Source organism: Microbacterium insulae, assembly GCF_042677065.1.
GTDB lineage: Bacteria > Actinomycetota > Actinomycetes > Actinomycetales > Microbacteriaceae > Microbacterium > Microbacterium insulae.
In genome coordinates this window covers 711,128-733,562 of sequence record NZ_JBHTII010000001.1, presented here as the reverse complement: position 1 = coordinate 733,562, position 22,435 = coordinate 711,128, and the positions used below count along the sequence as shown (strand labels likewise).

23 protein-coding genes are annotated in these 22,435 nt (G+C 70.4%); 14 read left to right on the top strand and 9 right to left on the bottom strand.

Features of this window, described 5'->3' with window-relative positions; translation table 11 throughout:
- The first annotated feature begins 7 nt into the window (after positions 1 to 7).
- Complete coding sequence (locus ACFQ0P_RS03550; protein ID WP_204980461.1) at positions 8 to 1,543, top strand: FAD-dependent oxidoreductase; 1,536 nt, start codon at positions 8 to 10, stop codon at positions 1,541 to 1,543.
- A gap of 103 nt (positions 1,544 to 1,646) precedes the next feature.
- Here the strand turns inward: ACFQ0P_RS03550 and ACFQ0P_RS03545 are convergent, their stop codons facing one another.
- Both ACFQ0P_RS03545 and ACFQ0P_RS03540 read right to left on the bottom strand, forming a co-directional pair.
- A complete protein-coding gene (locus ACFQ0P_RS03545) occupies positions 1,647 to 3,290 on the bottom strand; it encodes an amidohydrolase (RefSeq protein ID WP_378771348.1) in 1,644 nt (547 codons plus the stop codon).
- Positions 3,287 to 4,717, bottom strand: coding sequence for a purine-cytosine permease family protein (locus ACFQ0P_RS03540; RefSeq protein ID WP_204980458.1), 1,431 nt, complete (start codon positions 4,715 to 4,717; stop codon positions 3,287 to 3,289). The genes ACFQ0P_RS03545 and ACFQ0P_RS03540 overlap by 4 nt, the downstream gene beginning before the upstream one ends.
- Positions 4,718 to 4,812: 95 nt before the next feature.
- On the opposite strand from ACFQ0P_RS03540, the gene ACFQ0P_RS03535 reads away from it, so the two are divergent.
- The 7 genes from ACFQ0P_RS03535 (at position 4,813) to ACFQ0P_RS03505 (ending at position 10,881) form a co-directional block, all read left to right on the top strand.
- Positions 4,813 to 5,463, top strand: coding sequence for a TetR family transcriptional regulator (locus ACFQ0P_RS03535; protein ID WP_204980456.1), 651 nt, complete (start codon positions 4,813 to 4,815; stop codon positions 5,461 to 5,463).
- Positions 5,464 to 5,539: 76 nt separating this feature from the next.
- Positions 5,540 to 6,754, top strand: coding sequence for a low temperature requirement protein A (locus ACFQ0P_RS03530; RefSeq protein ID WP_204980454.1), 1,215 nt, complete (start codon positions 5,540 to 5,542; stop codon positions 6,752 to 6,754).
- A 281-nt stretch (positions 6,755 to 7,035) separates the two neighbouring features.
- Entirely contained in the window at positions 7,036 to 7,671 is a 636-nt protein-coding gene (locus ACFQ0P_RS03525; protein WP_204980452.1) for an NAD(P)-dependent oxidoreductase, read from the top strand.
- Positions 7,671 to 8,105 (top strand): MarR family winged helix-turn-helix transcriptional regulator, encoded by a 435-nt coding sequence (locus tag ACFQ0P_RS03520; RefSeq protein ID WP_204980450.1) that lies wholly within the window; start codon positions 7,671 to 7,673, stop codon positions 8,103 to 8,105. The genes ACFQ0P_RS03525 and ACFQ0P_RS03520 overlap by 1 nt, the downstream gene beginning before the upstream one ends.
- Positions 8,102 to 8,965: an SDR family oxidoreductase gene (locus tag ACFQ0P_RS03515; RefSeq protein ID WP_204980447.1), complete on the top strand. Its 864-nt coding sequence runs from the start codon at positions 8,102 to 8,104 to the stop codon at positions 8,963 to 8,965. The genes ACFQ0P_RS03520 and ACFQ0P_RS03515 overlap by 4 nt, the downstream gene beginning before the upstream one ends.
- A 62-nt stretch (positions 8,966 to 9,027) precedes the next feature.
- Positions 9,028 to 9,504: a YdeI/OmpD-associated family protein gene (locus ACFQ0P_RS03510; protein ID WP_204980445.1), complete on the top strand. Its 477-nt coding sequence runs from the start codon at positions 9,028 to 9,030 to the stop codon at positions 9,502 to 9,504.
- Positions 9,505 to 9,687: 183 nt separating this feature from the next.
- Positions 9,688 to 10,881 (top strand): glycosyltransferase, encoded by a 1,194-nt coding sequence (locus ACFQ0P_RS03505; RefSeq protein WP_204980443.1) that lies wholly within the window; start codon positions 9,688 to 9,690, stop codon positions 10,879 to 10,881.
- A gap of 9 nt (positions 10,882 to 10,890) precedes the next feature.
- Here ACFQ0P_RS03505 and ACFQ0P_RS03500 read toward each other — a convergent pair whose 3' ends face one another.
- Positions 10,891 to 11,460 carry a TetR/AcrR family transcriptional regulator gene (locus ACFQ0P_RS03500; RefSeq protein WP_204980441.1) on the bottom strand — a complete coding sequence of 190 codons (570 nt, stop codon included), beginning with the start codon at positions 11,458 to 11,460 and terminating at the stop codon, positions 10,891 to 10,893.
- 49 nt (positions 11,461 to 11,509) lie between these two features.
- On the opposite strand from ACFQ0P_RS03500, the gene ACFQ0P_RS03495 reads away from it, so the two are divergent.
- Positions 11,510 to 12,493 carry an SDR family NAD(P)-dependent oxidoreductase gene (locus ACFQ0P_RS03495; RefSeq protein ID WP_204980439.1) on the top strand — a complete coding sequence of 328 codons (984 nt, stop codon included), beginning with the start codon at positions 11,510 to 11,512 and terminating at the stop codon, positions 12,491 to 12,493.
- Positions 12,494 to 12,528: 35 nt separating this feature from the next.
- Here the strand turns inward: ACFQ0P_RS03495 and ACFQ0P_RS03490 are convergent, their stop codons facing one another.
- Entirely contained in the window at positions 12,529 to 13,023 is a 495-nt protein-coding gene (locus tag ACFQ0P_RS03490) for a MarR family winged helix-turn-helix transcriptional regulator (RefSeq protein WP_204980437.1), read from the bottom strand.
- Between the two features lie 153 nt (positions 13,024 to 13,176).
- Here ACFQ0P_RS03490 and ACFQ0P_RS03485 point away from each other — a divergent pair, with 153 nt between their 5' ends.
- Positions 13,177 to 13,998, top strand: coding sequence for a DUF4397 domain-containing protein (locus ACFQ0P_RS03485; protein ID WP_204980436.1), 822 nt, complete (start codon positions 13,177 to 13,179; stop codon positions 13,996 to 13,998).
- Positions 13,999 to 14,009: 11 nt separating this feature from the next.
- Entirely contained in the window at positions 14,010 to 14,642 is a 633-nt protein-coding gene (locus ACFQ0P_RS03480) for a class F sortase (RefSeq protein WP_204980434.1), read from the top strand.
- Between the two features lie 41 nt (positions 14,643 to 14,683).
- On the opposite strand, the gene ACFQ0P_RS03475 is transcribed toward ACFQ0P_RS03480, so the two are convergent.
- Positions 14,684 to 15,697, bottom strand: a complete 1,014-nt coding sequence (locus tag ACFQ0P_RS03475) for a LacI family DNA-binding transcriptional regulator (RefSeq protein ID WP_378771339.1) — start codon at positions 15,695 to 15,697, stop codon at positions 14,684 to 14,686.
- 147 nt (positions 15,698 to 15,844) lie between these two features.
- On the opposite strand from ACFQ0P_RS03475, the gene ACFQ0P_RS03470 reads away from it, so the two are divergent.
- From ACFQ0P_RS03470 to ACFQ0P_RS03460, 3 genes are all read left to right on the top strand, one after another.
- Positions 15,845 to 16,780, top strand: coding sequence for a dihydrodipicolinate synthase family protein (locus ACFQ0P_RS03470; RefSeq protein ID WP_204980432.1), 936 nt, complete (start codon positions 15,845 to 15,847; stop codon positions 16,778 to 16,780).
- A 116-nt stretch (positions 16,781 to 16,896) separates the two neighbouring features.
- On the top strand, positions 16,897 to 18,207 hold the full coding sequence (locus ACFQ0P_RS03465; RefSeq protein ID WP_204980430.1) for an Nramp family divalent metal transporter: 1,311 nt from the start codon (positions 16,897 to 16,899) through the stop codon (positions 18,205 to 18,207).
- Between the two features lie 224 nt (positions 18,208 to 18,431).
- Positions 18,432 to 19,040: an RNA polymerase sigma factor gene (locus tag ACFQ0P_RS03460; protein ID WP_204980428.1), complete on the top strand. Its 609-nt coding sequence runs from the start codon at positions 18,432 to 18,434 to the stop codon at positions 19,038 to 19,040.
- Positions 19,041 to 19,179: 139 nt separating this feature from the next.
- On the opposite strand, the gene ACFQ0P_RS03455 is transcribed toward ACFQ0P_RS03460, so the two are convergent.
- From ACFQ0P_RS03455 to ACFQ0P_RS03440, 4 genes are read right to left on the bottom strand one after another with little or no spacing between them, the layout of a single operon-like run.
- On the bottom strand, positions 19,180 to 20,097 hold the full coding sequence (locus ACFQ0P_RS03455) for an ABC transporter substrate-binding protein (protein ID WP_204980426.1): 918 nt from the start codon (positions 20,095 to 20,097) through the stop codon (positions 19,180 to 19,182).
- Positions 20,098 to 20,123: 26 nt separating this feature from the next.
- Positions 20,124 to 20,855 carry an ABC transporter permease gene (locus tag ACFQ0P_RS03450; protein WP_204980424.1) on the bottom strand — a complete coding sequence of 244 codons (732 nt, stop codon included), beginning with the start codon at positions 20,853 to 20,855 and terminating at the stop codon, positions 20,124 to 20,126.
- Positions 20,852 to 21,523 carry an ABC transporter permease gene (locus ACFQ0P_RS03445; RefSeq protein ID WP_204980423.1) on the bottom strand — a complete coding sequence of 224 codons (672 nt, stop codon included), beginning with the start codon at positions 21,521 to 21,523 and terminating at the stop codon, positions 20,852 to 20,854. Before ACFQ0P_RS03445 ends, ACFQ0P_RS03450 begins: the two co-directional genes overlap by 4 nt.
- The gene (locus ACFQ0P_RS03440) at positions 21,520 to 22,332 is read right to left on the bottom strand and encodes an ABC transporter ATP-binding protein (RefSeq protein WP_204980421.1); all 813 of its coding nucleotides are present in this window, start codon (positions 22,330 to 22,332) and stop codon (positions 21,520 to 21,522) included. Before ACFQ0P_RS03440 ends, ACFQ0P_RS03445 begins: the two co-directional genes overlap by 4 nt.
- Positions 22,333 to 22,435 lie beyond the last annotated feature (103 nt).

The following is a 22,435-nucleotide window of genomic DNA, read 5'->3' as shown; positions in this document are numbered from 1 at the left end:
TGGACCCATGACGAACGAGTGGGATGCCGTGATCATCGGCGGTGGTGTGGCGGGACTGAGCGCGGCGCAGATGCTGGGACGCTCCCGGCGCCGCACGCTGGTGATCGACGCCGGAGAGCCGCGGAATCGCTTCGCCGCGCACATGCACGGAGTGCTCGGCCACGACGGGATGGACCCGCGTGCCCTCCTCGAGCGGGGGCGCGCCGAGGCGCGCGCGTACGGAGTCGAGATCGTCGAGGGGGCCGTCGCCCGCCTCGAGGACGCCGGTGACGGGGTCCTCGTGCACCGCGCAGACGGAACGATCGACACGGCGCGCGCCGTCGTCATCGCCGCGGGGATCCGCGACGATCTTCCCGACATCCCCGGGTTGAGCGACGCGTGGGGGAGGGCGGCACTCCACTGCCCGTACTGCCACGGCTGGGAGGTCGCGGGCGGCGCGCTGGGAGTGGTCATGACCTCGCCCGCCGGCATCCACCAGGCGCAGCTCGTGCGACAGCTCTCCGACCGCGTCACCGTGTTCGCCGCGGGGGGAGTGCCGATGGGCGACGACGCCATGGGCCGTCTCGCCGCGCGCGGAGTGAGCGTCGTGGCGGCTGCGGTCGTGGGTGTCGCGCCTCGCGGCGATCGCCTCGTGATCGCCACCGCGGACGGCGAAGAGCGCGTGCTCGACGCGATCTTCATCGCCGGCGCTCCTGTGCTGGACCTGGCCTTCGCCGATGGTTTCGACCTCGCTCGTGCGGACATGCCCGGTGCGCCGCTCGACGTCGATCTCATGGGTCGGACGAGCCACCCCCGCGTGTTCGCCGCGGGGAACGTGACCGCGCCGTTCGGCAACGTCCCGGTCTCGATGGCGTCGGGCTCGATGGCGGGCGCGGGAGTGAACGCCGTGCTGACCGAAGAGGACTTCGACCGCGCGGTCGCCGAGCGCACCGCCGAGCGCAATGCCGGCTGGGAGGAGCGCTACGCCGCCGAAGACCGCTTCTGGTCCGGCCGCGTCAACGGCTCCGTCGCCGCGGTCGTCGCCTCCTTCGAACCGGGCACGGCTCTCGACGTCGGCTCGGGAGAGGGCGGCGACGTCGTCTGGCTCGCCGAGCAGGGATGGGAGGCGACCGGGGTCGACGTCTCCCCGACGGCCGTTCGTCGCGCGACAGCGCTCGCGGCGGAGCGCGGCGTCGAAGCCCGCTTCGTGGTGGGCGACGGCGTCGGATCCGTGGTGGGTGAGTTCGATCTCGTCCTCGCCGGGTTCCTCCACTCGTGGGAGCCGGACTTCCCGCGGATCGGGATGCTGCGGGCTGCCGCGGACCGAGTCGCACCGGGCGGCCGGCTCCTGATCGTGTCGCACGCCGCCCCGCCGCCCTGGGCCCGCGAGGTCCCCGATCACGCGCCCGCCATGCGGTCGCCCGCCGAGGAGCGCGCGCTCCTCGATCTGGACCCCGCCGAGTGGGAGGTCGAGCTCGAGGAGGTGCGAAAGCGCGCCGTGACCGCGCCGGACGGTTCACCCGCCGAGCTCGACGACGGCATCCTCCTCTTCCGCCGTCGCTGACGCGGTAGGGCGTTCGGGGCCGGAGCTGCGCGCGCGGCGGTTCGCGACGCGCGCGGCAGTTCGCGACGCAGCGGATGCCGCAAACTGCAGCGGGTGCCGCCGGTCAGCCGTCCGCGCGGTAGCGCGACCTGCCCGCGACGATGGTCTCGACCACGCGGGTGCCCAGGAGCGAGCGCTCGCCCGCCTCGAACGGATCGGTGTCGAGCACGACGAGGTCGGCGGCGAATCCGGGTGCGATGCGGCCGCGCCAGTCCCCGTCGCCGACGGATGCCGCGGCATCCCGTGTCGCGTGGCGGAGCGCCCGCTCGAGCGGAAGCGCGTGCTCCGGCTGCACGGCGTCGACCGACGGATCGAGCGCCGAGGCGCGCGTGCTGGCGACGTACATGTTCGCGAGCGCGTCGTAGGGCGCGGTGGGCGCGTCGGTCGAGAACGCCAGGAGGGCGCCGGCCTCTTCGTACTCCTTCCACGCGAACGCCCGCTCGACACGGTCGTCGCCGAGCATCGCCACCCAGTTCGCGAAGATCGCGGGGTCGGCGTGGACGGGCTGCATCGATGCCGTCACGCCCAGGCGGGCCATGCGGGCGGCGGTCCCGGGGGCGGCGTACTCGAGGTGCTCGATGCGGTGCCGCCGCGGACGATCCCCGCCCTGCGCGACCGCCTTCTCGACCGCGTCGAGGGCGATCTCGCTCGCGTGGTCGCCGATCGCGTGCATTGCGACCTGGAGGCCTGCAGCATCCGCCGCTGCCACGACGGGGTCCAGCTGCGCGGGCGGCCAGATCGGATCGGCGTTCGACCCGTCGGCATAGGGATGCCGCATCGCGGCCGTGCAGGCGTCGATGACGCCGTCGAGGATCAGCTTGATGCCGACCACGCGGAGCCACGGTGTCGCAGGGCTCTCCGCGAGTTCGGCGGCGCGCGCGACCTGCGCGAGGTTGGCCGCGTCATCCCCGGTGTTCTCGATCAGCCAGTGCGCCGCCACGCGCAGCGGGAGCTCGCCGCCGCGGCGGTCCTGCGCCCGCTGGAACGCCGCGAGACCGTACTCGTCGAACGCCATGTCGACGGCGCCGGTGACCCCCGCCGCGAGGTAGGCGTCGATCACCCGCTCGACGTCGGCGTCGCGGTCGGCGTCGGTCGTGGTCGCGTCGCGGTGCGCCCAGGCGTACTGGGTGGCCGCGGTCTCGAGCAGCAGGCCGGTCGGCTCGCCGTCCGCGCCGCGGACGATCTCGCCGCCCAGCGGATCGGGGGTGTCGCGGGTGATTCCGAGGACCGCCAGCGCCGCCGTGTTCACCCAGCACGAGTGGTAGTCGTTCGCGTCGAGGAAGACGGGGACGTCGGCCACCGCCGCGTCGATCATCGCGGCGGTGGGGCGCCCGCCGGGGACGGCGTCGAAGAGCCAGCCGCGGCCACGGAGGTCCGCAGCCGAGGGGTCGGCCTCTCGAGCCTCGCGCAGCAGGCGCTGGATCTCGGCCAGGCTGCGGGCATCGGTCAGGGGGACCTGTCCGAGCGAGGCGCCGGTCATGAGCAGGTGCGTATGGCTGTCGGTGAACCCGGGCAGGACCAGTCGTCCACCCAGGTCGACGATGTCGCGCACGGCGGGAGCCTCGTCGCCGTCCCCCACCCACCGGATCGTGTCGCCGTCGACGACGAACGCCTCCGCGAATGCGGCATCGCCCTCTGCGTCCGCCGTGAAGACGCGGGCGTTCGTGTACAGCACTCCGGTCGGCTCGCCCGACCCGCCGACGCTCACGGCCGTCCCGCCTTCGCCGCCGCCGAACGCTGCAACACGGCGTAGAGCCCGGCCGACACGATCATCCCCGCCGGAACCGACAGGTCGACGTAGCCGGTCGCCTCGGCGATCGGCCCGGCCCACACGCTGGTGGCGAGGCACAGCCCGGTGACAAGCCCGCCGACGAGCAGCGCGGCGATCCCGGGGATGCTCCAGCCGCCGGTGTACCAGAATCGGGAGCTCCGATCGGTGTCGAAGAGCTCCGCCCCGTCGTACGCGTACCGCCGCATCAGGGCGTCGACGGCGTAGACGGCCATCGCCGGCCCCGACACCACGACGAGGAACTGCAGCATCAGGTTCGCCGCGTCGACGAGGTTCGAGGAGAGCACGAGGTAGATCGTGAGCGCGGTGCCCACCAGCCCGACGATGACCGTGGCGGGGATGCGCCGCAGCCGGAATCCGATGGCCTGCAGCGCCATGCTCGACGTGTAGGCGGTCATCCCGTTCAGCGCGATCGTGTTGATGACGACGCCGAGCACGAGGACCGGACCCAGCCACGGGGGGAGGAGGTCGAGAAGCGCGACATCGAGTCCTGCGGCCACCGACTCCGGGGTGAGTGCGGTCGCGAGCAGCGCGCCGATGATCGTGAAGACGACGAACGGCACGGCGCCGCCGAGCGCGGTCGCCGCGGCGATGTGGGACGGCTTCGTCGAGCGCGGCAGGTAGCGGGCGATGTCGGGGCTGTTGATGAACGACAGCGGGGTCGAGGCCAGGATCGTGAAGCCGATCGACATCGCCGACCACAGGGCGACGCCCTCGAGCGGCTCCGCGGGGGCGTATCGCCAGTCGACGGAGGGCAGGATGAAGGCCGCCGCGAGCAGGAAGATGACGAAGACCGCCGCCGAGAGGAACGGGAACAGGCGCAGGATGAGCCCGTGGCCGAAGACGGCGACCACCACGGTGATCGCAGACACGACGAGGGTCACCGCGATCGGGACCCACACCGGGTCGGTGAGCCCCCAGCGCCGCAGCAGGTCGGCGCCGAGGAAGGACGAGGCCAGCCAGGTCAGCGACAGGAAGACCGCCCCGATGAACCAGCCGACGAAGACGACGAACAGCCGGTTGCCGACCACTCCGTACATCGCGCGGGTGATGACGGAGCCCGATGTCCCCGCTGCGGGACCGCTCGCCGCGATCAGCCCCGGGAAGATCCACAGCAGCGCCGCCGCGAGGATGACGGCGATCGCCTGCCACATCTCCAGCCCCAGGAAGATGAGCGTCGCGCCGATCGTGAGGCTCAGGATGCTCACGTTGGGCGCCGCCCAGACGAGGAACAGATCGCGCGCCCGGCCGTGCCGCTCACCCTCGCCGATGAGTTCGATGCCGCGGGTCTCGGGGTGCGACGCGGAGTCCGTCGTCCGCTCCGCGGACGGCCGTGTCTCGATCATGGGATTCCTCTCGTCCAAGCCTCATCGCTCGGTGCCGACATTATTGGTCATGCGCCCAATAGACTGTTGGTCACACATTCAATAGCATGGTGACCATGACGTCAAGTGCGGTATCGACCCGGTCGCGCAAGCGGCCCGAGGAGCGCCGCGAGGAGATCCTCGCCGCGGCGGCCGATATCGCGCTGGAGGAGGGGCTGGAGCGCATCACGCTCCGCGCCGTCGCCGAGCGGCTCGGTGTGCGTCCCGGCCTCATCACGCACTACTATCCCGCGGCCGAGGAGCTCGTCCTCACCGCCTTCGAACGGGCCGCGGTGCAGGAGCGGGCGCGGTTCTTCCCCTCACGTGGCACGCCGGTGGAGCGCCTGGCGCACTTCATCGACCACGTCGAGAGCGGCGCCTCGCTCGCCCTCGCGCGGCTGTGGCTCAACGCACGCCACCTCTCCCGCTTCAGCCCCGCCCTCGACGCGCTCCTGCAGGAGCAGGACGCCCTCGATCAGGCCCAGCTCGTCTCGCTGATCGGGGACGGCATCGCGTCGGGGGACTTCGCCGAGGTGGATGCCGCGGCCGCCGCCATCCGGATCTTCATCGCCGTCGACGGCGGCGGTTCGTACGTCAACACCGCCGCCGTGATCGATCACCCCGCGCACGTGCACTTCACGCGCGACGTGGCGGAGTGGACGCTCGACCTCGAGCCCGGCACTCTCGCTGAGGTGCTGGAGCGGGGGAGGTCGCGCGGGGAAGCGTGATCGTCGGCGCGCGTGCGCGCAGACGGGCCTGTGGATGACGCGCCCCGCTCCGTCGTCGGCTCCTACACTTTCCCCTGTGAACGCTCGACCCGTGACCTCCCGCGGAGGCGGCCGCCTCCGTCGTCTCCCGTTGCCGACCATCGCGGACGGCACGAGTCGCGTCACGACGTTCGAGCTGTTCTTCGATCTCGTCTACGTCTTCGCCTTCACGCAGGTCTCACGGCTGATGGCCGAGACCCACAGTGCGGTCGGGGTGGCGCAGGCGCTCATCGTCCTGTCGCTCATGTGGTGGACGTGGGTCGGGTTCAGCTGGATCTCCAACTCCGCGTCGGCCGACCAGCCGTTCCTGCGCACGGTCATGTCCGCCGCGATGATCGCGGTGTTCGTCGCCGCGCTCACGATTCCCGAGGCCTACGAGGATCTCGCGGGGGGCTGGAGCGGACCGCTGGTCTTCGCGTGCGCGTACGCCGCGGTGCGGATCATCCATGTCGGCCTGTACGCGGTGGTGGGGTGGCGCTCGCCGGCGCTCCTCCGCCAGCTCGGCATCTTCATGGTCGCGATGATCCCCGCGGTCGCCCTCGTGGTGACCGGAGCTCTCGTCGGCGGCGTGATGCAGGTGTGGCTGTGGCTGATCGCCATCGTGTACGACGTCGCCGCCACCCGTGTCGGCTCGGCCCTGGGTCAGGGGTGGCGGCTGCCGTCCGCCGAGCACTGGGCGGAGCGCCACGGTCTCGTCGTGATCCTCGCCCTCGGTGAGTCGATCGTCGCGATCGGGGTCGGTGTCGCGCAGGAGCCCATCGACTTGCCGATCGTGGTCGGATCGGCACTGTCCGTCGTGGTCTCCGTGCTGCTGTGGTGGTCCTACTTCGCGCGGCTGGCCGTCGCCGGCGAAGAGGCTCTCCTGGCCCGAGACGAGAAGAAACGCGCGCTTCTCGGCTCCGACGCATACTCGTACGCGCACTTCGTGATCATCGCCGGCATCATCGTCACCGCGCTCGGCATCGAGGACGCGATGAAGCACATCGCCGATGCCGAGCCCTTCGGCTGGTTCGGCGCGGCGGCTCTGGGGGGCGGCATCGCGACGTTCGCGCTCGGGACCATCGTCTTCGCCGTGCTGATCGGTCAGCGGCGCTTCGTGATGCGCGCGGTCGAGGCGGGAGTGGTGCTGCTCTCGATTCCGCTCCTCGCCGCCGTCCCGCCTCTCGCCGCGCTCGCGATCGCCGTCACGCTGATGGCGGTCGTGGCGCTCGTCGAGACCCGGCTTCACCGCGGCGGTGCCCACCGCGCGTGACGCGTGCGGTGGGAAGCGGGCGAGGGGGAGTCCTCCCGACTCCGCGCGCCTCGCCCGGCGCGATCGCTGCATCCACCGCGATCACGCGAGGTGACACATCTCAGGATTGGCCGCCAGCTCCCCAGTCAGCGGCCGAGCATTCCCCGATGCGTCCCTCCCTTTCACATAAGCATGCGCCCTGAGAGGCCCGTCGCGCACCCCCTTTGACGCGCTGAATAGCGGGCGGCCGCCGCATCCCCGCGCCGCCGTGCTCTAGTCGTTTAGTCTCTAAACTAGATGGCATGACGACCATCGCCCTCTTCGGAGGAACAGGGAAGACCGGCAGACGAGTGCTCGAGCGTGCTCTGGAGGCGGGCTACACCGTGCGAGCTCTCGTGCGCGACCCGGCCAAGCTCGCCGTGACCTCGCCCCGTCTCACCGTCATCACCGGGGACGTCACCGATCCGGTGTCGGTCGGAGAGGCCCTGGACGGTGCGGATGCTGTCTTCAGCCTGTTCGGGCACGTGAAGGGCTCACCGCCGACCCTGCAGACGGACGGCACCCGGACGATCGTCGAAGCGATGACGTCGCGCGGGATCCGGCGGATCGTCACCCTCTCCGGCGGTGGCCTTCGCGCCGAGGGCGTCGACCAGCCTCGGCTCCCCGACAAGGTCATCCGTCTGTTGCTCAAGACGCTGGCCGGCGACGTTCTCACCGATGCTGAGAACCACCTCGCGGTGCTTCGGCAGTCGGGGCTGGACTGGACCGTGGTGCGCGGCCCGCGCCTCACGGAGAAGCCCGGCGCGGGCAGCTACCGGGTGGGCTGGGTGGGTGTGAACGCCAGCACGCAGATCAGTCGCGACGACCTGGCCGACTTCATCCTGACGCAGGTGGACGACCGCCGGTACGTCGGCAAGCTCCCGTTCGTGAGTCACTGATGGATGCCGCGAGGAAGGTTCTCGTCGGCGAGGTGCTGGGGGCCATCGTCGCCGCGGGCCGTCCGCTGATGACCGAGCGGAGGCATCCGTTCGGCGACGTGATGATCACGGCGACGCAGATGCATGCGCTGTTCGTGGTCGCCCACCACGCGGGCCCCGTCACCGTCGGCGACCTCTCCACCGAGCTAGGTGTGACCCCCGGCGCCGTCACGCAGCTCGTCGACACTCTCCGCACCCGAGGTCTGGTCACCCGTGAGGACAATCCCGACGATGCGCGTTCGAAGCACATCAGGTTGACGGATGCCGCGGCCCGGTCCGTCTCGGAGTTCGAGTCCGCTGCGATCGCCAGGTCGCAGTGGCGGTTCGCCGATCTGGCCGACGACGAGCTCGAGAATCTCGCCGCCCTCCTGCGGAGAGTCCGGGTGCACGCGTGAGCGCCGTGTTCGTGACCGGCGCCACCGGCATCGTCGGGTCCTCCGTGGTGGACGCGCTTCGGCGCGCGGGCACCCACGTGATCGCAGCCGTGCGCGACCCGGCCGACGCCGCGACGCTTCCCCCCGGCGTCGCCGCGCGACCGTTCCAGTTCGGCGCCTCGGCCGACGAGCTGGATGCCGTCCTCGAGGGTGCCGACCGCGCGTTCCTCCTGCGTCCGCCGCAGATCGAGGACGTCCAGACCTACCTCTTTCCCTTCGTCGACGCGTGCAACCGCAACGGGGTCCGCCAGGTGGTCTTCCTGTCCCTTCAGGGGGTGCAGTTAAACCGGCGCACCCCGCATCACGCCGTCGAGGCCTACCTCGCGCAGACGAAGACGCCGTCCACATCGCTGCGCCCGAACTTCTTCATGCAGAACCTCATCCGCCCGTTCGGAGACGCCATCCGCGACCACGATGAGATCCGGGTGCCCGCGGGCCGATCGTTCACCGCGCTCATTGACCCACGCGACATCGGCCGGGTCGCGGCGACCGTGTTCACGCACCCCGGGCACATCGGAAAGGCCTACACCCTCTCCGGCGAGAAAGCACTGACCTACAGCCGGGTCGCGAAGATCATGAGTGATGTCCTGGGCAGGCCGATCTCCTACACGAGGCCTAGGGAGTCCGAGTACCTGGCACAGCTCGCCGCGGAGGGCAGTCCCGAGGATTACATCGCCGTCCAGCGGATGATCTTCCGCATCGTGCGGATGAACGTCTCCGCCTTCCCCAACCGAACGGTGCGCAAACTCACCGGCGAGCCGGCGACCAGCCTCGCCGAGTTCGTCGACGACTTCCGAAGCGCGTGGATGCCTCGGCCCTGAGGCCGGCGACACCGCGAGCGAGGCGGAGCGACGGTTGCTCGTGACGGCGCTACCCTGCTGGGGTGAGCGTCTCCTGGCCCGCGGTCGGTCCCGCCCACGAGTTCGACGCCTTCGTCGAGCCGATGGTGTGGGGCTCCTCCACCTACACGATCGTTCGCGTGCCGCCCGCGCTTGTCGCCGCGGCACAGGAAGCCGGCACGCGCCGGGTGGAGGGTGAGCTGGACGCTGTGGCGGTCAACCTCGCCCTGACCCGCGCGCCGGTCATCGACGACACCTTCGTATGGGCCGGTGCTTCGCTTCTGCGCCGGCTGCGGCTGGAGGCGGGCGATCCCGTCCACGGCCGTCTGGCGCCGGTGGATCCCGACCACGTGCCGATCCCGGCGGATCTCGCTGCGGCGCTCAGCGGCGACGCGCTGCGCCGGTGGGAGGAGCTGCGGCCCGCAGATCGTCGTCGTCGACTCGTCCCCCTCGACTCCGCGGCCACCGCCACCACGCGGCAGCGTCGCCTGCATGCGCTCGTCGACGGCCTCGGCGCCTGACCGGATTCCGCTGCGGCGCCGGGCGTCGCGAGCCGTTCACGAAACGCACGTCCGCGGTTCATCGACATCCGCGGCCGCCGGCCGGAGCATGGGTTCATTCGGCGCCGGCGCTGCACGGTCGGGGATGTGCGGCGATGCCGGCGCCCGGATCGAGCGGACGCCGCCTGGGACGGAAGGCACGCGATGACTCGACCCACTCGGGTGATCTCGATCTACGAGGGCTTCTTCGCCGGTGGCGCGAGGATCCTCCATACGGACGTCGTCGCCGGCCTCCATGGCCCGACGCAGGCGCACTCCGTGCTCGCCATCGCCTCCCGCGCGCGGCGCGAGAACACGATGCAGCACATGGAGGACGACCCTCGGTACCGGCAGCTCCGTCACGCGGGCGTAGAAGTCGTCACACTCGGGCGCACCGCGGACGCACACGCGCTCGACGCGGTGGACTTCACCACGGCCGAACTCACCCTCGCCGCGGAGGCCCTCCGCGACGCCGACCTCGTGCTGACCCTCAAGGAACAGCCGCTGGCGCTCCTCGACGCCCTGCGCGCGCACGGCCTCATGCCCGACGTCCCGGTCGCCACCTGCCTGCACCGCTCGGATCCGATGCACTCGGGATCAGCCCTCGGGCGGTTGAGTGCGGCGACGTCCGACGGAAGGGTTTCGGCCACGATCTCGTGCGCGCAGTCCACAGACCACGCCTACGCGCAGGCGGGGGTGCGCGCGGCGCAGCGCTACGTGATCCGCAACGGCATCGACACCGAGCGGTTCGCCCCGGCCGCGGACGCGGAACGGCGCCGGATCCGGGCCGAGCTCGGCATCCCCTCCAGCGCTGCCGTCGTGGTGTTCGCGGCGCGGTTCGATGCCATGAAGGACCCCGGCCTCTTCTTCCGCACCGCAGCCGTCCACGCGGCGCAGCATCCCGGGACGCACTTCGTGCTGTGCGGTGCCGGCATGACATGGGACAACGCCGCATTCCGCGCGCTCGCCGCCGAGTCCGGGGTTCGCGAAGCCACGCACGTGCACGCTCTCGGCATCCGGCAGGACATGCCCTCGATCTACCAGATCGCCGACATCGTCGCTCTGACCAGCGCGTTCGGCGAGGCATCCCCCCTCTGCCTGATCGAAGGGGCTGCCTGTGGAGCCACGCCCGTCACGACCCGCGTCGGCGACTCGGCCGCGGTCGTCGACGGCTTCGGGGTGATCGCGCCGGCCGAGCCGGCGGCGATGGCCGAGGCCTGGCGAGGCGTGCTTCTGCGCCGGCGGACGTGGCGGGCGAGAGCGCTCGCCGCGCGGCCCCACCTCGACAGGCAGCGGATGCTGGACGACTACCGTGTCGTCACCGAGACGCTGCTCGGACGGGCCGAGGCCGCGGCCTGAGCGGATTGTCTACGGCACGGGCCACGTCAGCGCACCCGCGACGCGCGGGAAGCGCTCGTCGACGAGGGCGCGGAGGTCCGTATGCGGAGACTCCAGCCACTCGTGGAGCGCTCCGGTGAAGATCGCGAAGCCGACCGCCGCGAGGATCGCAGCGTCGTCGCGGCGGTAGCCGCGACGCTCCAGGGCGTCGGCAACCGAGTGCTGCCAACGCGCCTGCTTGGCGAGCTCGCGCCCACCGAGCGCCACGTTCTCGGCGATCAACCGGTCTCGCTGTGCGAGGCGCTCGTGATGGCCGGACATGCTGTCGGCGAGCACGCCGAGAACCTCGCGCATCATCTCGCCGGAGTCCGACGCGCCGCTCGATCTCTCGATGCTGGTGACGAGGAGCGGGAGGAGCTCATCGTCCTCCGAGAACAGAACCTCCTCCTTGTCGGGGAAGTGGCGGAAGAAGGTCCGCGAGGTGGTCCCCGCGCGATCGGCGATCTGCGCGACGGTCGTCTCGCTGTATCCACGGTCCACGAAGAGGTCGTAGGCGGCCTCGACGAGGCGCTGCTTCGTGTCATCCGGCCAGCGCGGCATGGCAAGATCCTATCTTGCGTCACATGATGACATCACTTATCGTATCGCCATGACACAAAGTGACATCACGCCGACCGTACTCCTGACGGGTCCGACGAGCGGCATCGGTGCGGCGATCCTCCGCCATCTGAGCGTCCATCCGTCGCGGCCTCGGCTGCTTCTCGCCGGCCGCGATCCCGACCGACTCGCGCGCGCCGTCGACGCGTCGCGAGCCGCCGGGCTGCACGTTCACCCGATCCGCCTCGATCTGGCCGACCTCGACAGCGTCGCGGACGCAAGCTCAGAGATCTCCCGCCTCGTCGAGGACGGCGACGTCCCCGGAATCGACGTGGCCATCCTCAACGCCGGAGCTCAGTTCACGGACCGCCGCCATCGGGGCGTGCAGGGCTGGGAGCTGACCTTCACGGTGAACGTCGTCGCCCAGCACTCCCTGCTCCGCGGCATCCGGCCATTGCTGGCGCCCGGCGCGCACGTCGTGATGATGGGATCGTCCACCCATCGCGGCAAGCGCGCGTCGTTCCATCTGATCCCCGATCCGGTGTGGCAGGCACCGGAGCTCCTCGCGACAGCGCAGCCCCTCCCCGCGGGGAACGAGCGGCCGTCGGCCGAGCGCGAGGCAGGCGGCATCGCGTACGCCTCGAGCAAACTGGCGCTGGTCACCCTCGCGCACCGCTGGGCGAAAGAACTGGCCGAAGACGGCGTGCGCCTCAACACCTACGATCCCGGCCTCGTGGCGGGTACGGGCCTCGGGCGGGACATGCCCGGCTACCGCTACTGGGTGTGGCGGCGGCTCATGCCGGCGATGAGCGTTCTCCCCGGCGCCACCACTGCGGGCGTCACCGCCCGGCACGCCGTCGAGCTCGCGCTCGGCGACGCGCACGCCGACCTCCGCGACGGTTACGTCGAGATCGGGCGCGTGACGCGGGCGGAGGCGATCACGTTCGACGAGGCTCGCCAGGCAGACCTCTGGGACTGGCTCGAGCGCGCCGCGGACGCGCGCTCGGTCGAGCCGATCAGGCGTCGAACCCCCTGACGCGTCCGAGCCTCACCAGCCGCGTGGTTCCTGACTCATGGGCCGATGTGCGACCGATAGACGGCGACCACGCGCTCGAGGTACTCGGTGATGATCGACTGCTCGTCAGCGGAGAAGGCGTCCAACTCGGCGTCGATGCCCATGATCATCGGCATGAGCGTGCTGAGGGCGCGGCGGCGCGAGGACTCGGTCGGCACGACGAGGATGCCTCGCCGGTCGGTGGGGTGCGCCTGCCGTGTGACGTGACCGAGATCGACGAGCCGGTCGACCACCTTGGTGGTCGAGGCGGTGGAGATGCCCAGCCGCCTCGAGAGCTCGCTCGGGCCCAGAGGCCCTGACATCAGAAGGTGCTCCATCGCCTGCAGGTCGGTGGGGTTCACGGTGAGCTCGCGACCGAGGTGGCGCTCGAAGTCCTCGCTCACCTCAAGGATCTCCCGGAGGAGCGCGGTCGCGCGGCGGACCGGTGGCCCGGTCCTGTCAGACTCTGCGGCCGCCGGTGCGTGGACGGATGTCGCGCTGTGAGCATCCATCCGAGCATCCTACCAACCGGGTCCTAGAAATACTTATAGCTAGAGAAACTAGATAAGTGAGCCAATATCCGGACACTGCATCCAAACCCGCGAACCCCCCGGAAAGACTCTTCGATGGGCGGCGATGGGCCGCTCCGACGAAGGAGGAACATCGTGCGAAAGAAGATTCTCGCCGCCGTCGCCGCCGGGGCAATCGCCGCCCTGGGTGCGGTCGCTCCGGCGCAGGCCGACACCTCGGGTGCTGTGCTCTCGGTGCTGCACGGCATCCCGGACACCCCGGTCGACGTCTATGTCAACGGCGAGCTGACGATCGACGACTTCCAGCCCGGCGATCTCGCGGGCCCGCTCGACCTGCCTGCGGGCACCTACTCGGTCGCCCTGACGGCGACCGATGCGACCGACGACAGCGCGCCGGTCCTCGGGCCGGTCGACCTCACGCTCGACGCGGGCGTGAACTACACCGCGGTCGCGCACCTGGACGAGTCCGGTGCCCCGACCGTCACCCCCTATGTCAACGACACGTCGCAGACCGCTGCGGGTGAAGGTCGCCTCACCGTCCGGCATGACGCCGCCGCCCCCGCGGTGGATGTCCTCGCCGGCGGATCGCCGGTGATCGAAGGCCTCGCCAACCCCGACGAGGCGACGCTCAACCTGCCGGCCGGAACGGTCGAAGCATCGGTCGCCGCTGCGGGCACCACCGACCCGCTGATCGGGCCGGCTCCGGTCGAGATCCAGGAGGGCGTCCTCACGATCGTCTACGCGTGGGGCAGCCTCGAGGACGACAACCTCGACCTCGCGGTGCAGACCATCACCGGCCTTCACTCGGGTCCTGACGGCGTCGAGTCCGGAACGGGTGGGCAGCTCGCCCAGCGCGACATGATGCAGCAGTCGCTGTGGGTGCTCGGCGGTCTCGCCGTGGCCGCGGCGATCGCAGCGGGTGCCGTGTTCGCCGTCCGTGCGCGGGCCGACCGCTGATCACGCGAACGATGAAGAGGACGACCGCAGGGGCCGCTGGAGCCCTTGCGGTCGTCCTCGCGCTCACCGCGTGCGGGTCGCCCCCCGGCGCCTCGCCCGCCGTCTCCGTCTCGCCGTCTCCCACCGCCACGGTGCGTCCGACTCCCACTGTCGACGTCCCGGTTGCGGCTGCCACGCCGCCCCCCGCTCGCACGACGACACCGCCGGTTCGGCTGGTCGCCCCGTCGGTCGGGGTCGACGTCTCGGTGCAGCCGGTCGGGGTCGAGCCGGGTGGCTTCATGGAGATCCCCGCGGACCCGTCGATCGGCGGCTGGTACCGGTACGGCTCCGACCCGAGCAGCCAGGACGGGAACGTGGTCATCGCCGCGCACGTCGACTCGCGCATCTACTCGATCGGGCCCTTCAGTCGCCTCCGCGACCTGGCGGGCGGTGCCGTCATCGAGGTCACCGACTCCGCCGGCACCGTGCACCAGTACACCGTCGAGAGCGTGGAGTACATCCGCAAGCGCGAGCTTCCGGTTGCCGATCTGTTCGCCCGCGAGGGGTCGCGAAAGCTCGTCCTCATCACGTGCGGCGGGCCGATCGATCCGGAGACGAATCTCTACGCCGACAACGTCGTCGCGATCGCGACGCCGGTGGGCTGAACGGTCGGTCCGCGGAACGGAGCCGTGATGCTGCGCCGGCGTCAGCCGGCGCGACCCGTCGACGACCGGGGGATCAGCGTGGGCATGAACCTCCGCAGGACGGCATCGGCCGACCCGGGGTGCAGCAGCTGGTCCATCGCGGATGCCGCGATCTGGTCGAACGGGACCTTCACCGAGGTGAGGGGCACGGGAAGCTGCGCCGCGAGCGGGATATCGTTGTAGCCCACGACCGAGAGGTCTCTCCCCACGATCAGGCCGCGGCTCGTCGCCGCGCTCACGATGCCGATCGCCAGGTTGTCGTTTGCGGCGAACACCGCCGTCGGGCGCTCGGGGCCCTCGAGGATCGCGTGTCCGGCAGCCACGCCGGACTCCACTCCATAGCCCGTCGACGTGACTCTGTCGGGGCGGAGGACGATCGACTGCTCGCTCAGCGCTCGTCGCGCGCCCTGCAGACGGTCTCGTGCGCTCGAGGTGAAGGAGGGTCCGGTCACCACAGCGATCTCGCGGTGGCCCAGATCCACGAGGTGTCGCGCCGCGAAATAGCCCCCCGCGTCGTCATCGCCGAGCGACGAGGGGCTCACGCCGTCGGTGCGCAGGACAAGTGAATGTCGGATGCCTCGCTCGCGGAGGGAGGCGGGAAGCGCGTCGTCGAGCCGCGCCGTGGCGAGGATCACGCCGTCCACGCCGCGGTCGAGAAGTCGTTCGGTGGCGCTGGCCTCCTCGTCGGGGTCGTCGCCGCACGTAGCCACCACCGCGAAGTATCCGCGGGCCCGCGCGGTGCGCTCGATCGCCTCGAACATGAGCGCCATCACCGTGTCGGCCAAGCGCGGGACGAGCGCCCCGATGGTCGCGGTCTCGCCGCGCCGGAGGCTCGACGCGAAGACGTTGCGGCGGTAGCCGAGCTCGTCGGCGATGCGTCGAACCTTCTCCGCCGTCGCCGACCGGGACGGGCGGGTGCGTTCGTCCAGCACCCGGCTGACCGTGGAGATGCTGACGCCGGCGGCGAGTGCGACATCGCGCAGCGTCACGGCTGTCGCATCCACTCGGTCGCTCACGGTCTCATCCTCTCGCACGCGTCCGTGCCCCGCTGCTTCCGATCGGGTGCTTGACACATCGCGTGGGGATCAGCATACTTGCAATCGTTCTTGCAAACGTTCCCGTTAACGTTCTCGCAGGACTCGACCACACCGAAGGAGCCGATGATGTCCCTGGACCTGCGCGGGCTCAACCCCGCACCCGTCACCCCGTTCACCCCCGACGGAGACGTCGACTACGACGCCATCCACCGACTCGGCTCCTGGCTGGGCTCCATCGACGGAGTCAAGAGCCTGGTCGTGCTCGGCCACGCCGGAGAGGGCACGTTCCTCACCGATGAGGAGCAGCTCGACGTCATCCGGGCCTTCGTGGCATCCACCGACGGCCGGGTGCCCGTCATCGCGGGGATCACCAAGGAGGGCAACAAGACCGCCGCCCTCGAGGCCAAGAAGGCCGTCGAGGCAGGCGCGGTCGCCGGACTGGTCTACCCCTCCCACGGATGGCTGCGCTTCGGCTTCCAGGAGGGCGCCCCGCAGTCGCGCTACCGCGAGATCCACGAGGAGTCCGGGCTTCCGCTCATCCTGTTCCAGTACCCCGACAACACCAAGGCCTCGTACGACCTCGACACCCAGCTCGAGATCGCCGGCCAGCCGGGCGTCTTCGCCACGAAGAACGGCGTGCGCAACATGCGCCGGTGGTACACCGAGATCCCCGCGCTCCGCGCCGCGTACCCCGACCTGCAGATCCTGTCGTGCCACGACGAGTACCTGCTTCCGACCATGTTCGACGTCGACGGTCTGCTCGTCGGCTACGGCAACATCGCACCGGAAGCTCTCGTCGAGCTCATCGAGGCCGGCAAGGCGCGCGACTACGCCCGTGCTCACGAGATCCACGAGCGGTTGCTGCCCGTGACAAAAGACGTCTACCACCGCGGGTCGCACATGGAAGGAACCGTCGCCCTCAAGTGGGGGCTGGTCCACCGCGGCATCCTCGACCACGCCACGGTCCGCACGCCGCTCCTGCCGCTCCCCGACGGCGCTGACGCCGAGATCGCCGCGGCATTCGCCTCGGCAGGACTCGAGAAAGTGGCAGTCCCCGCCTGACGCCGAGGGAGGGTGGCGCCCACCGCGCCACCCTCCCGGCATCCCCTCCCTCCGACGCAGCACCCGTCAACGACGACACCGCGGCAACGACGCCGCCCGCGAAAAAGGATCCGACGATGATCGATCGCACCACCGACCGCCACACCTCCACCACGCCCGGCACCGGGTATGGGCGCGTCTCGACTGAGACGATGAGAAGCATCGTGAACGCCCGCAGCACGCGACGCTCCTTCTGGAAGCAGCTCGCCCTCATCGGCCCCGCCTTCGTCGCCGGGGCCTGGCAGTTCGGCCCCGGCAACCTCACGACGGCCGTCCAGGCCGGGAGCGCCTACCAGTACGCACTCATCTGGGTCATCGTCGTCTCGACGATCCTGATGATCTTCCTCACCGACATGAGCGTGCGCCTCGGCATCAAGTCGCCGGTCTCGCTCATCGCCTCCATCAAGGACCACCTCGGCCGCTGGGTCGGGGTGCTCGCGGGAATCGGGATCTTCCTGATCACCCTGTGCTTCTCGGTGGGCAACGCGGTCGGGTCCGGCCTGGGGCTGTCGATGCTCTTCGGCGGGAGTCCCGTCATGTGGACCGTCGTGTGCACCCTCGCCGTCGCCGGCCTGCTGCTTCTGCGCAACGTCTACCGCGTGATCGAGAAGGTCCTCGTCACGATCGTCGCGCTGATGGCGATCGCCTTCGTCGTGTCGGCGTTCGTCTCCAACCCGGATTGGGCTGCCGCGGCATCCGGCCTTCTCCCCACCGTCCCCGACGGCTCGTGGCTGCTCATCGTGGCCCTCGTCGGCACGAATTTCTCCATCAACGCCGCCTTCTACACTTCGTACGGCACGAAGGAGCGCGGCCGGACGGAGGCCGACTACCGCGACGTCACCGTGGTGGACACCATCCCGGGGATCGTGGCCCCCGGCCTGATGACGGCGCTGGTCATCGTGGTCGCCGGGGCCGTACTCGGCCAGACGGGTGAGGCGGCGCCGACCATCGTGGCGCTCGCGGGCGTCTTCGAGCCGCTGGCGGGACCCATCGGATCGACGGTGTTCGCCCTGGGGTTCTTCGGCGCGGCCTTCTCCTCCATGATCGCCAACGCCACCGCCGGTGGCACGATGCTCTCGGACGGTCTGGGGCGCGGGTCGTCGTCCAGCTCGATCACGGCCAAGGTCGTCAGCGGCAGCATCCTCGCCTTCGGCGTCGTGATCGCCCTGATCTTCCAGGCCTCTCCCGTGCAGCTGATCGTCGTCGCGCAGGCGCTCACGGTCTTCGTCGCACCCGTGCTGGCCGTGCTCATCATCGTCATGGCCAACCGTCGCTCGCTCATGGGAGCCATGCGCAATCGCTGGTGGCAGAACGTGCTCGGCGTGGTCGGCCTGGTGGCGGTGCTCGGGCTGTCGGTGAGGCTGTTCCTGACCCTCATCGCCGGCTGATCGGTTCGGTTCGACGCCGGCCGCTGACCGATTCCCGGCGGGGCCCCCTCATCAGTGAGGGGGCCCCGCCCGTTCTGGCACGTGAAGATCCCCATCATTGAGGATGGGAAAGAATCGCTCATTCTTGCACCCTGGATAGACCCCGCTCGACGACCTGAGTCATCCAGCACTCGATCCCTGCGGGCGATACGAACCGGACCCGAACCGGTGGCCAGGGGGAGATCATGAGGTACGACTGCGATGCCTCGGCGCGCCCGCATATCGTCGAAGCGGATGCGGAGCCGACGGACGGAGAACTCATCGAGCTCGTGCGCGAGGGCGATGCCCGCGCCTACGGGCGATTGTGGGAACGGCATGTGGGTGCGGCCTGCGGCGCCGCGCGCAGGATCACGTCCAAGCTGGAGGCGGACGACATCGTCTCCGAGGCCTTCGCGGCGACGCTCAGCGCGATCCGCACAGGCGCCGGGCCTCGCGAAGCATTCCGTCCCTATCTCTTCCAGGCGGTGCGGAACGTCGCGGCGACCTGGGGCCGGAAGCCGAAGGATCTGGCTCTCGAGCTCGTCGACGAGGCGACATACCCGTCGTCGGCCGATGCGAGTCTCGCCGTCGACGACCGGATGCTCGTCGCGGCGGCGCTGGACCAGCTGCCGCCGCGGTGGCGCACCGTGCTGTGGCACCTCGAGATCGAGGGGATGAGCCCGCGCGAGCTGGCTCCCGTCCTGGGGATCTCGGCCAACTCCGTATCGGTGCTCGGCCATCGCGCTCGCGCGGGACTGCGACGGGCGTGGAGTGAACTCGCCGAGGCGCCGGAGCCGCGCGCGCTGAGCGCGTGATCGACCGCGGCGATGCGCTCAGGGGCGCACGCACTCCTCGCCCGGCTGCGGCAGCTGCGACCGCGCCCTCCTGACGCGGATGCCGCGCCGCGACTCCGATCGGAGAGGCGACGCGGCATCCGTCAGGCGGGGGTCGTCGTCAGCTGAGGTCGTTCTCGGCGAGCCAGTCGGCCGCGATGTCCTCGGCCGACCGCTGGTCGACGGTGGACTGGACGTTCAGCGCGACGAGACCCTCGGGCGTGAGGGCGGCACTCACCGCGTTGATGACGTCGGCGATCTCATCGGCGATGTCGGCGCTCACCACGGGGACCACGTTCGAGGCGAGGAAGAGGCCTTCGGGGTCCTCGAGGGTCACGAGGTCGTCGGTCTCGATCCGCGGGTCGGCGCTGTAGACGTTCGCGACCTGGATGTTACCGGCGACCAGTTCGTCGACGGTGGTGTCGGCGGTGGCGGAGAAGTCGACCGTCACACCGTAGACGTCCTGCAGGCCGGTCGGGCCGTAGGGGCGCTCCTCGAGCTCGGGCGCACCGCCGAGGACGAGCCCGTCGATCCCGGCGAGGTCGCCGATCGTGACGAGGTCGTTCTCCTCCGCGAACGCCGCGGTGACGTTGTAGGAGTCCTGATCGGTGGCCGACGACTGGTCGAGCACCTCCAGGCCCTCGGGGAGCGCCTCCTGCAGCGCCGCGTAGACGTCGTCGGACGTCGTCGCGGTCGTCTCGGGGTCGAAGAACTGGAGCAGGTTGCCGGTGTACTCGGGGAACAGATCGATCGAGCCGTCCTCGAGGGAGGGCATGTAGAGGTCGCGCTGGCCGATGTTGAAGTTGCGCTCGACCTCGAAGCCCGCGCCCTCGAGCGCCTGCGCGTAGATCTCGGCGATGATCTCGTTCGAGTAGTAGGCCTGCGAGCCGATGACGATCGTGCCGGTGTCGCCCGACGGTTCGTCGCCGCCCCCGCCGCTGATCGGGTCGCTCGAGGCGCAGCCGGCGAGCGTGAGGGCGGCGATGGCGGTGGTGCTCAGCGCGAGGGCGAGCCGGGTGCGTGTGCGTGTGCGTGACATGGAGAACCTCCGGTTGTGGGTGCGGGTCAGGCGGGGGATCCGGCGAGGGCGCGGGTGCGCGCGCCGGCTGAGCGTTGGGGCGTGTTGACGCGGGCCGCGACGCCGCGCGGGACGACGAGGCGCTGCAGCAGTGCGAAGACGCCGTCGAGGACGAGGGCAAGTGCGATCACGACGATCGAGGCGCCGAGGATCTGCGGGAAGTTGCGGGTCTGGATCCCCTGAAGGATGTAGAAGCCGAGCCCGCCTAGCCCGATGTAGGCGGCGATGGTCACGGTCGCGACCACCTGGAGGGTGGCGACGCGCAGTCCGCCGATGAGCAGCGGGAGGCCGAGCGGCACCTCCACCTTGCCGAGCAGCTGCCACCGCGTCATTCCCATCGCGCGGCCGGCATCGATCACGGTGCGGTCGATGGCCTCGAAGCCCGCGTAGGCGCCCGCGAGGATCGACGGCACGGCCAGCAGGACGAAGGCGACGACGGCGGCCTCGGTCTTGAACGCCACCCCCATGAGCATGTAGAGCAGGACGATGAGGCCCAGGGAGGGCAGGGCGCGCGCCGCCCCGGACAGCAGGACGGCGAGCTCCCGCCCCCGCCCGGTGTGACCGATCCACCAGCCCGCCGGGATCGCGATGAGCGCGGCGATGAGCACCGAGCCGAACGTGAATGCCAGGTGTTGCGCGATCGCCGTCGGCAGGGGGAGGGAGCCGGTGAGCCGTTCGGGCGAGAAGATCCACGCGAAAGCCTCGAGGAAGTAGTTCACGCGGTCACCGCCCGGAGGGCGCGGACGCGACGGCTCGGCCGGTGGTTCCAAGGCATCAGCAGTCGCCCGGCGAGGATCAGGAGGAGATCGATCAGCACGGAGACCAGGACCACGGCGACGACGCCGGCGAAGACCTCGGCGACGATGCGCCGCTGGAACCCGTTCGTGAAGAGGTACCCCAGATTCTGGACGCCGATCAGGATCCCCACGGTGGCGAGCGAGATCGTGGACGACGCCGTCACCCGGAGCCCCGCGAGCAGCACCGGGCCGGCCAGCGGGAGGTCGACGGTCCAGAACCTGCGCCACGGGCCGAATCCGACCGCGACCGCCGCCGCGCGGGTGGCGGGCTCGATCGCGGCCAGGCCGTCGGCGACGGAGCGGGTCATGATCGCCACCGCGTAGATCGTCAGCGCCACGATCAGGTTCGCCTCGGACAGCAGCGGGATGCCGAACGCGGCCGCGAGCACTGCGAAGAGGCCGAGGGAGGGGATCGTGTACAGGAGTCCGACGGTCGTGAGGGTCGGGCCTCGCAGCGCCGAGTAGCGGAAGGCTGCCCAGCCGATGGGCAGCGCGACGACGAAGCCCAGGAAGACGGCGATGAGGCTCTGCCGGAGATGGTCCAGCGTCAGCCCCCAGATGAGATCCAGGTTGTCGGCGACCCAGGTCACGCCTCTGTCACCAGCTCTTCCGCCGCCGGCCCGGCGTCTGCCGGTGCCGCCACGCGCTCGCCGCGGCGCCACGCGCGCGAGTCGTCGTCGATTCCGATGAAGCTCGCGACGAAGTCGCTCGCCGGATTCGCGATGATCTCGTCGGGGGTGCCGACCTGAGCGATCTTCGCGCCCTGCTCGAGGATCACCACCTGGTCGCCGAGGAGGAAGGCCTCGTCGATGTCGTGGGTGACGAAGACGATGGTCTTGTCGAGTTCGCGTTGGAGGCGCAGAGTCTCGGTCTGCAGCTCCTTTCGCACGATGGGGTCGACCGCGCCGAAGGGCTCGTCCATGAGGAGGATGTTGGGATCGACGGCCAGACCGCGAGCCACTCCGACGCGCTGCTGCTGGCCGCCCGAGAGCTGGCTGGGATAGCGCGAGGCGAGTGAGCGGTCGAGGCCGACGACGTCCATGAGCTCGAGGGCCCGCGCTCGGGCTTCGCGCTTCGGCGTGCCCGACAGGACCGGCACCGTGGCGATGTTGTCGACGACGGTGAAATGGGGGAGGAGCCCGGCATTCTGCATGACGTAGCCGATGCCGCGCCGCAGTCTGACCGGGTCGCGCCCCGACACGGGCTCGTCGTCGATGAGGATCTCGCCGGCGGTCGGCTCGACGAGTCGGTTGACCATCCGCAGGAGGGTCGTCTTGCCCGAGCCCGAGGACCCCACCAGCACAGTGGTGCGGTGCGCCGGCATCACCATGCTGAAGTCGTCGACGGCGAGAGCGCCGTCGGCGAACCGCTTGGAGACGGAGCGGAATTCGATCGCCATGCTGTCCTTCCGGCAGGGACTCCAGAAAACCACAGGTCTCGGACATCGGGGCCGACTTGCGGCACTTCCGCCGATGTGCTTCCCCGTATGACGGTCCGCGGTG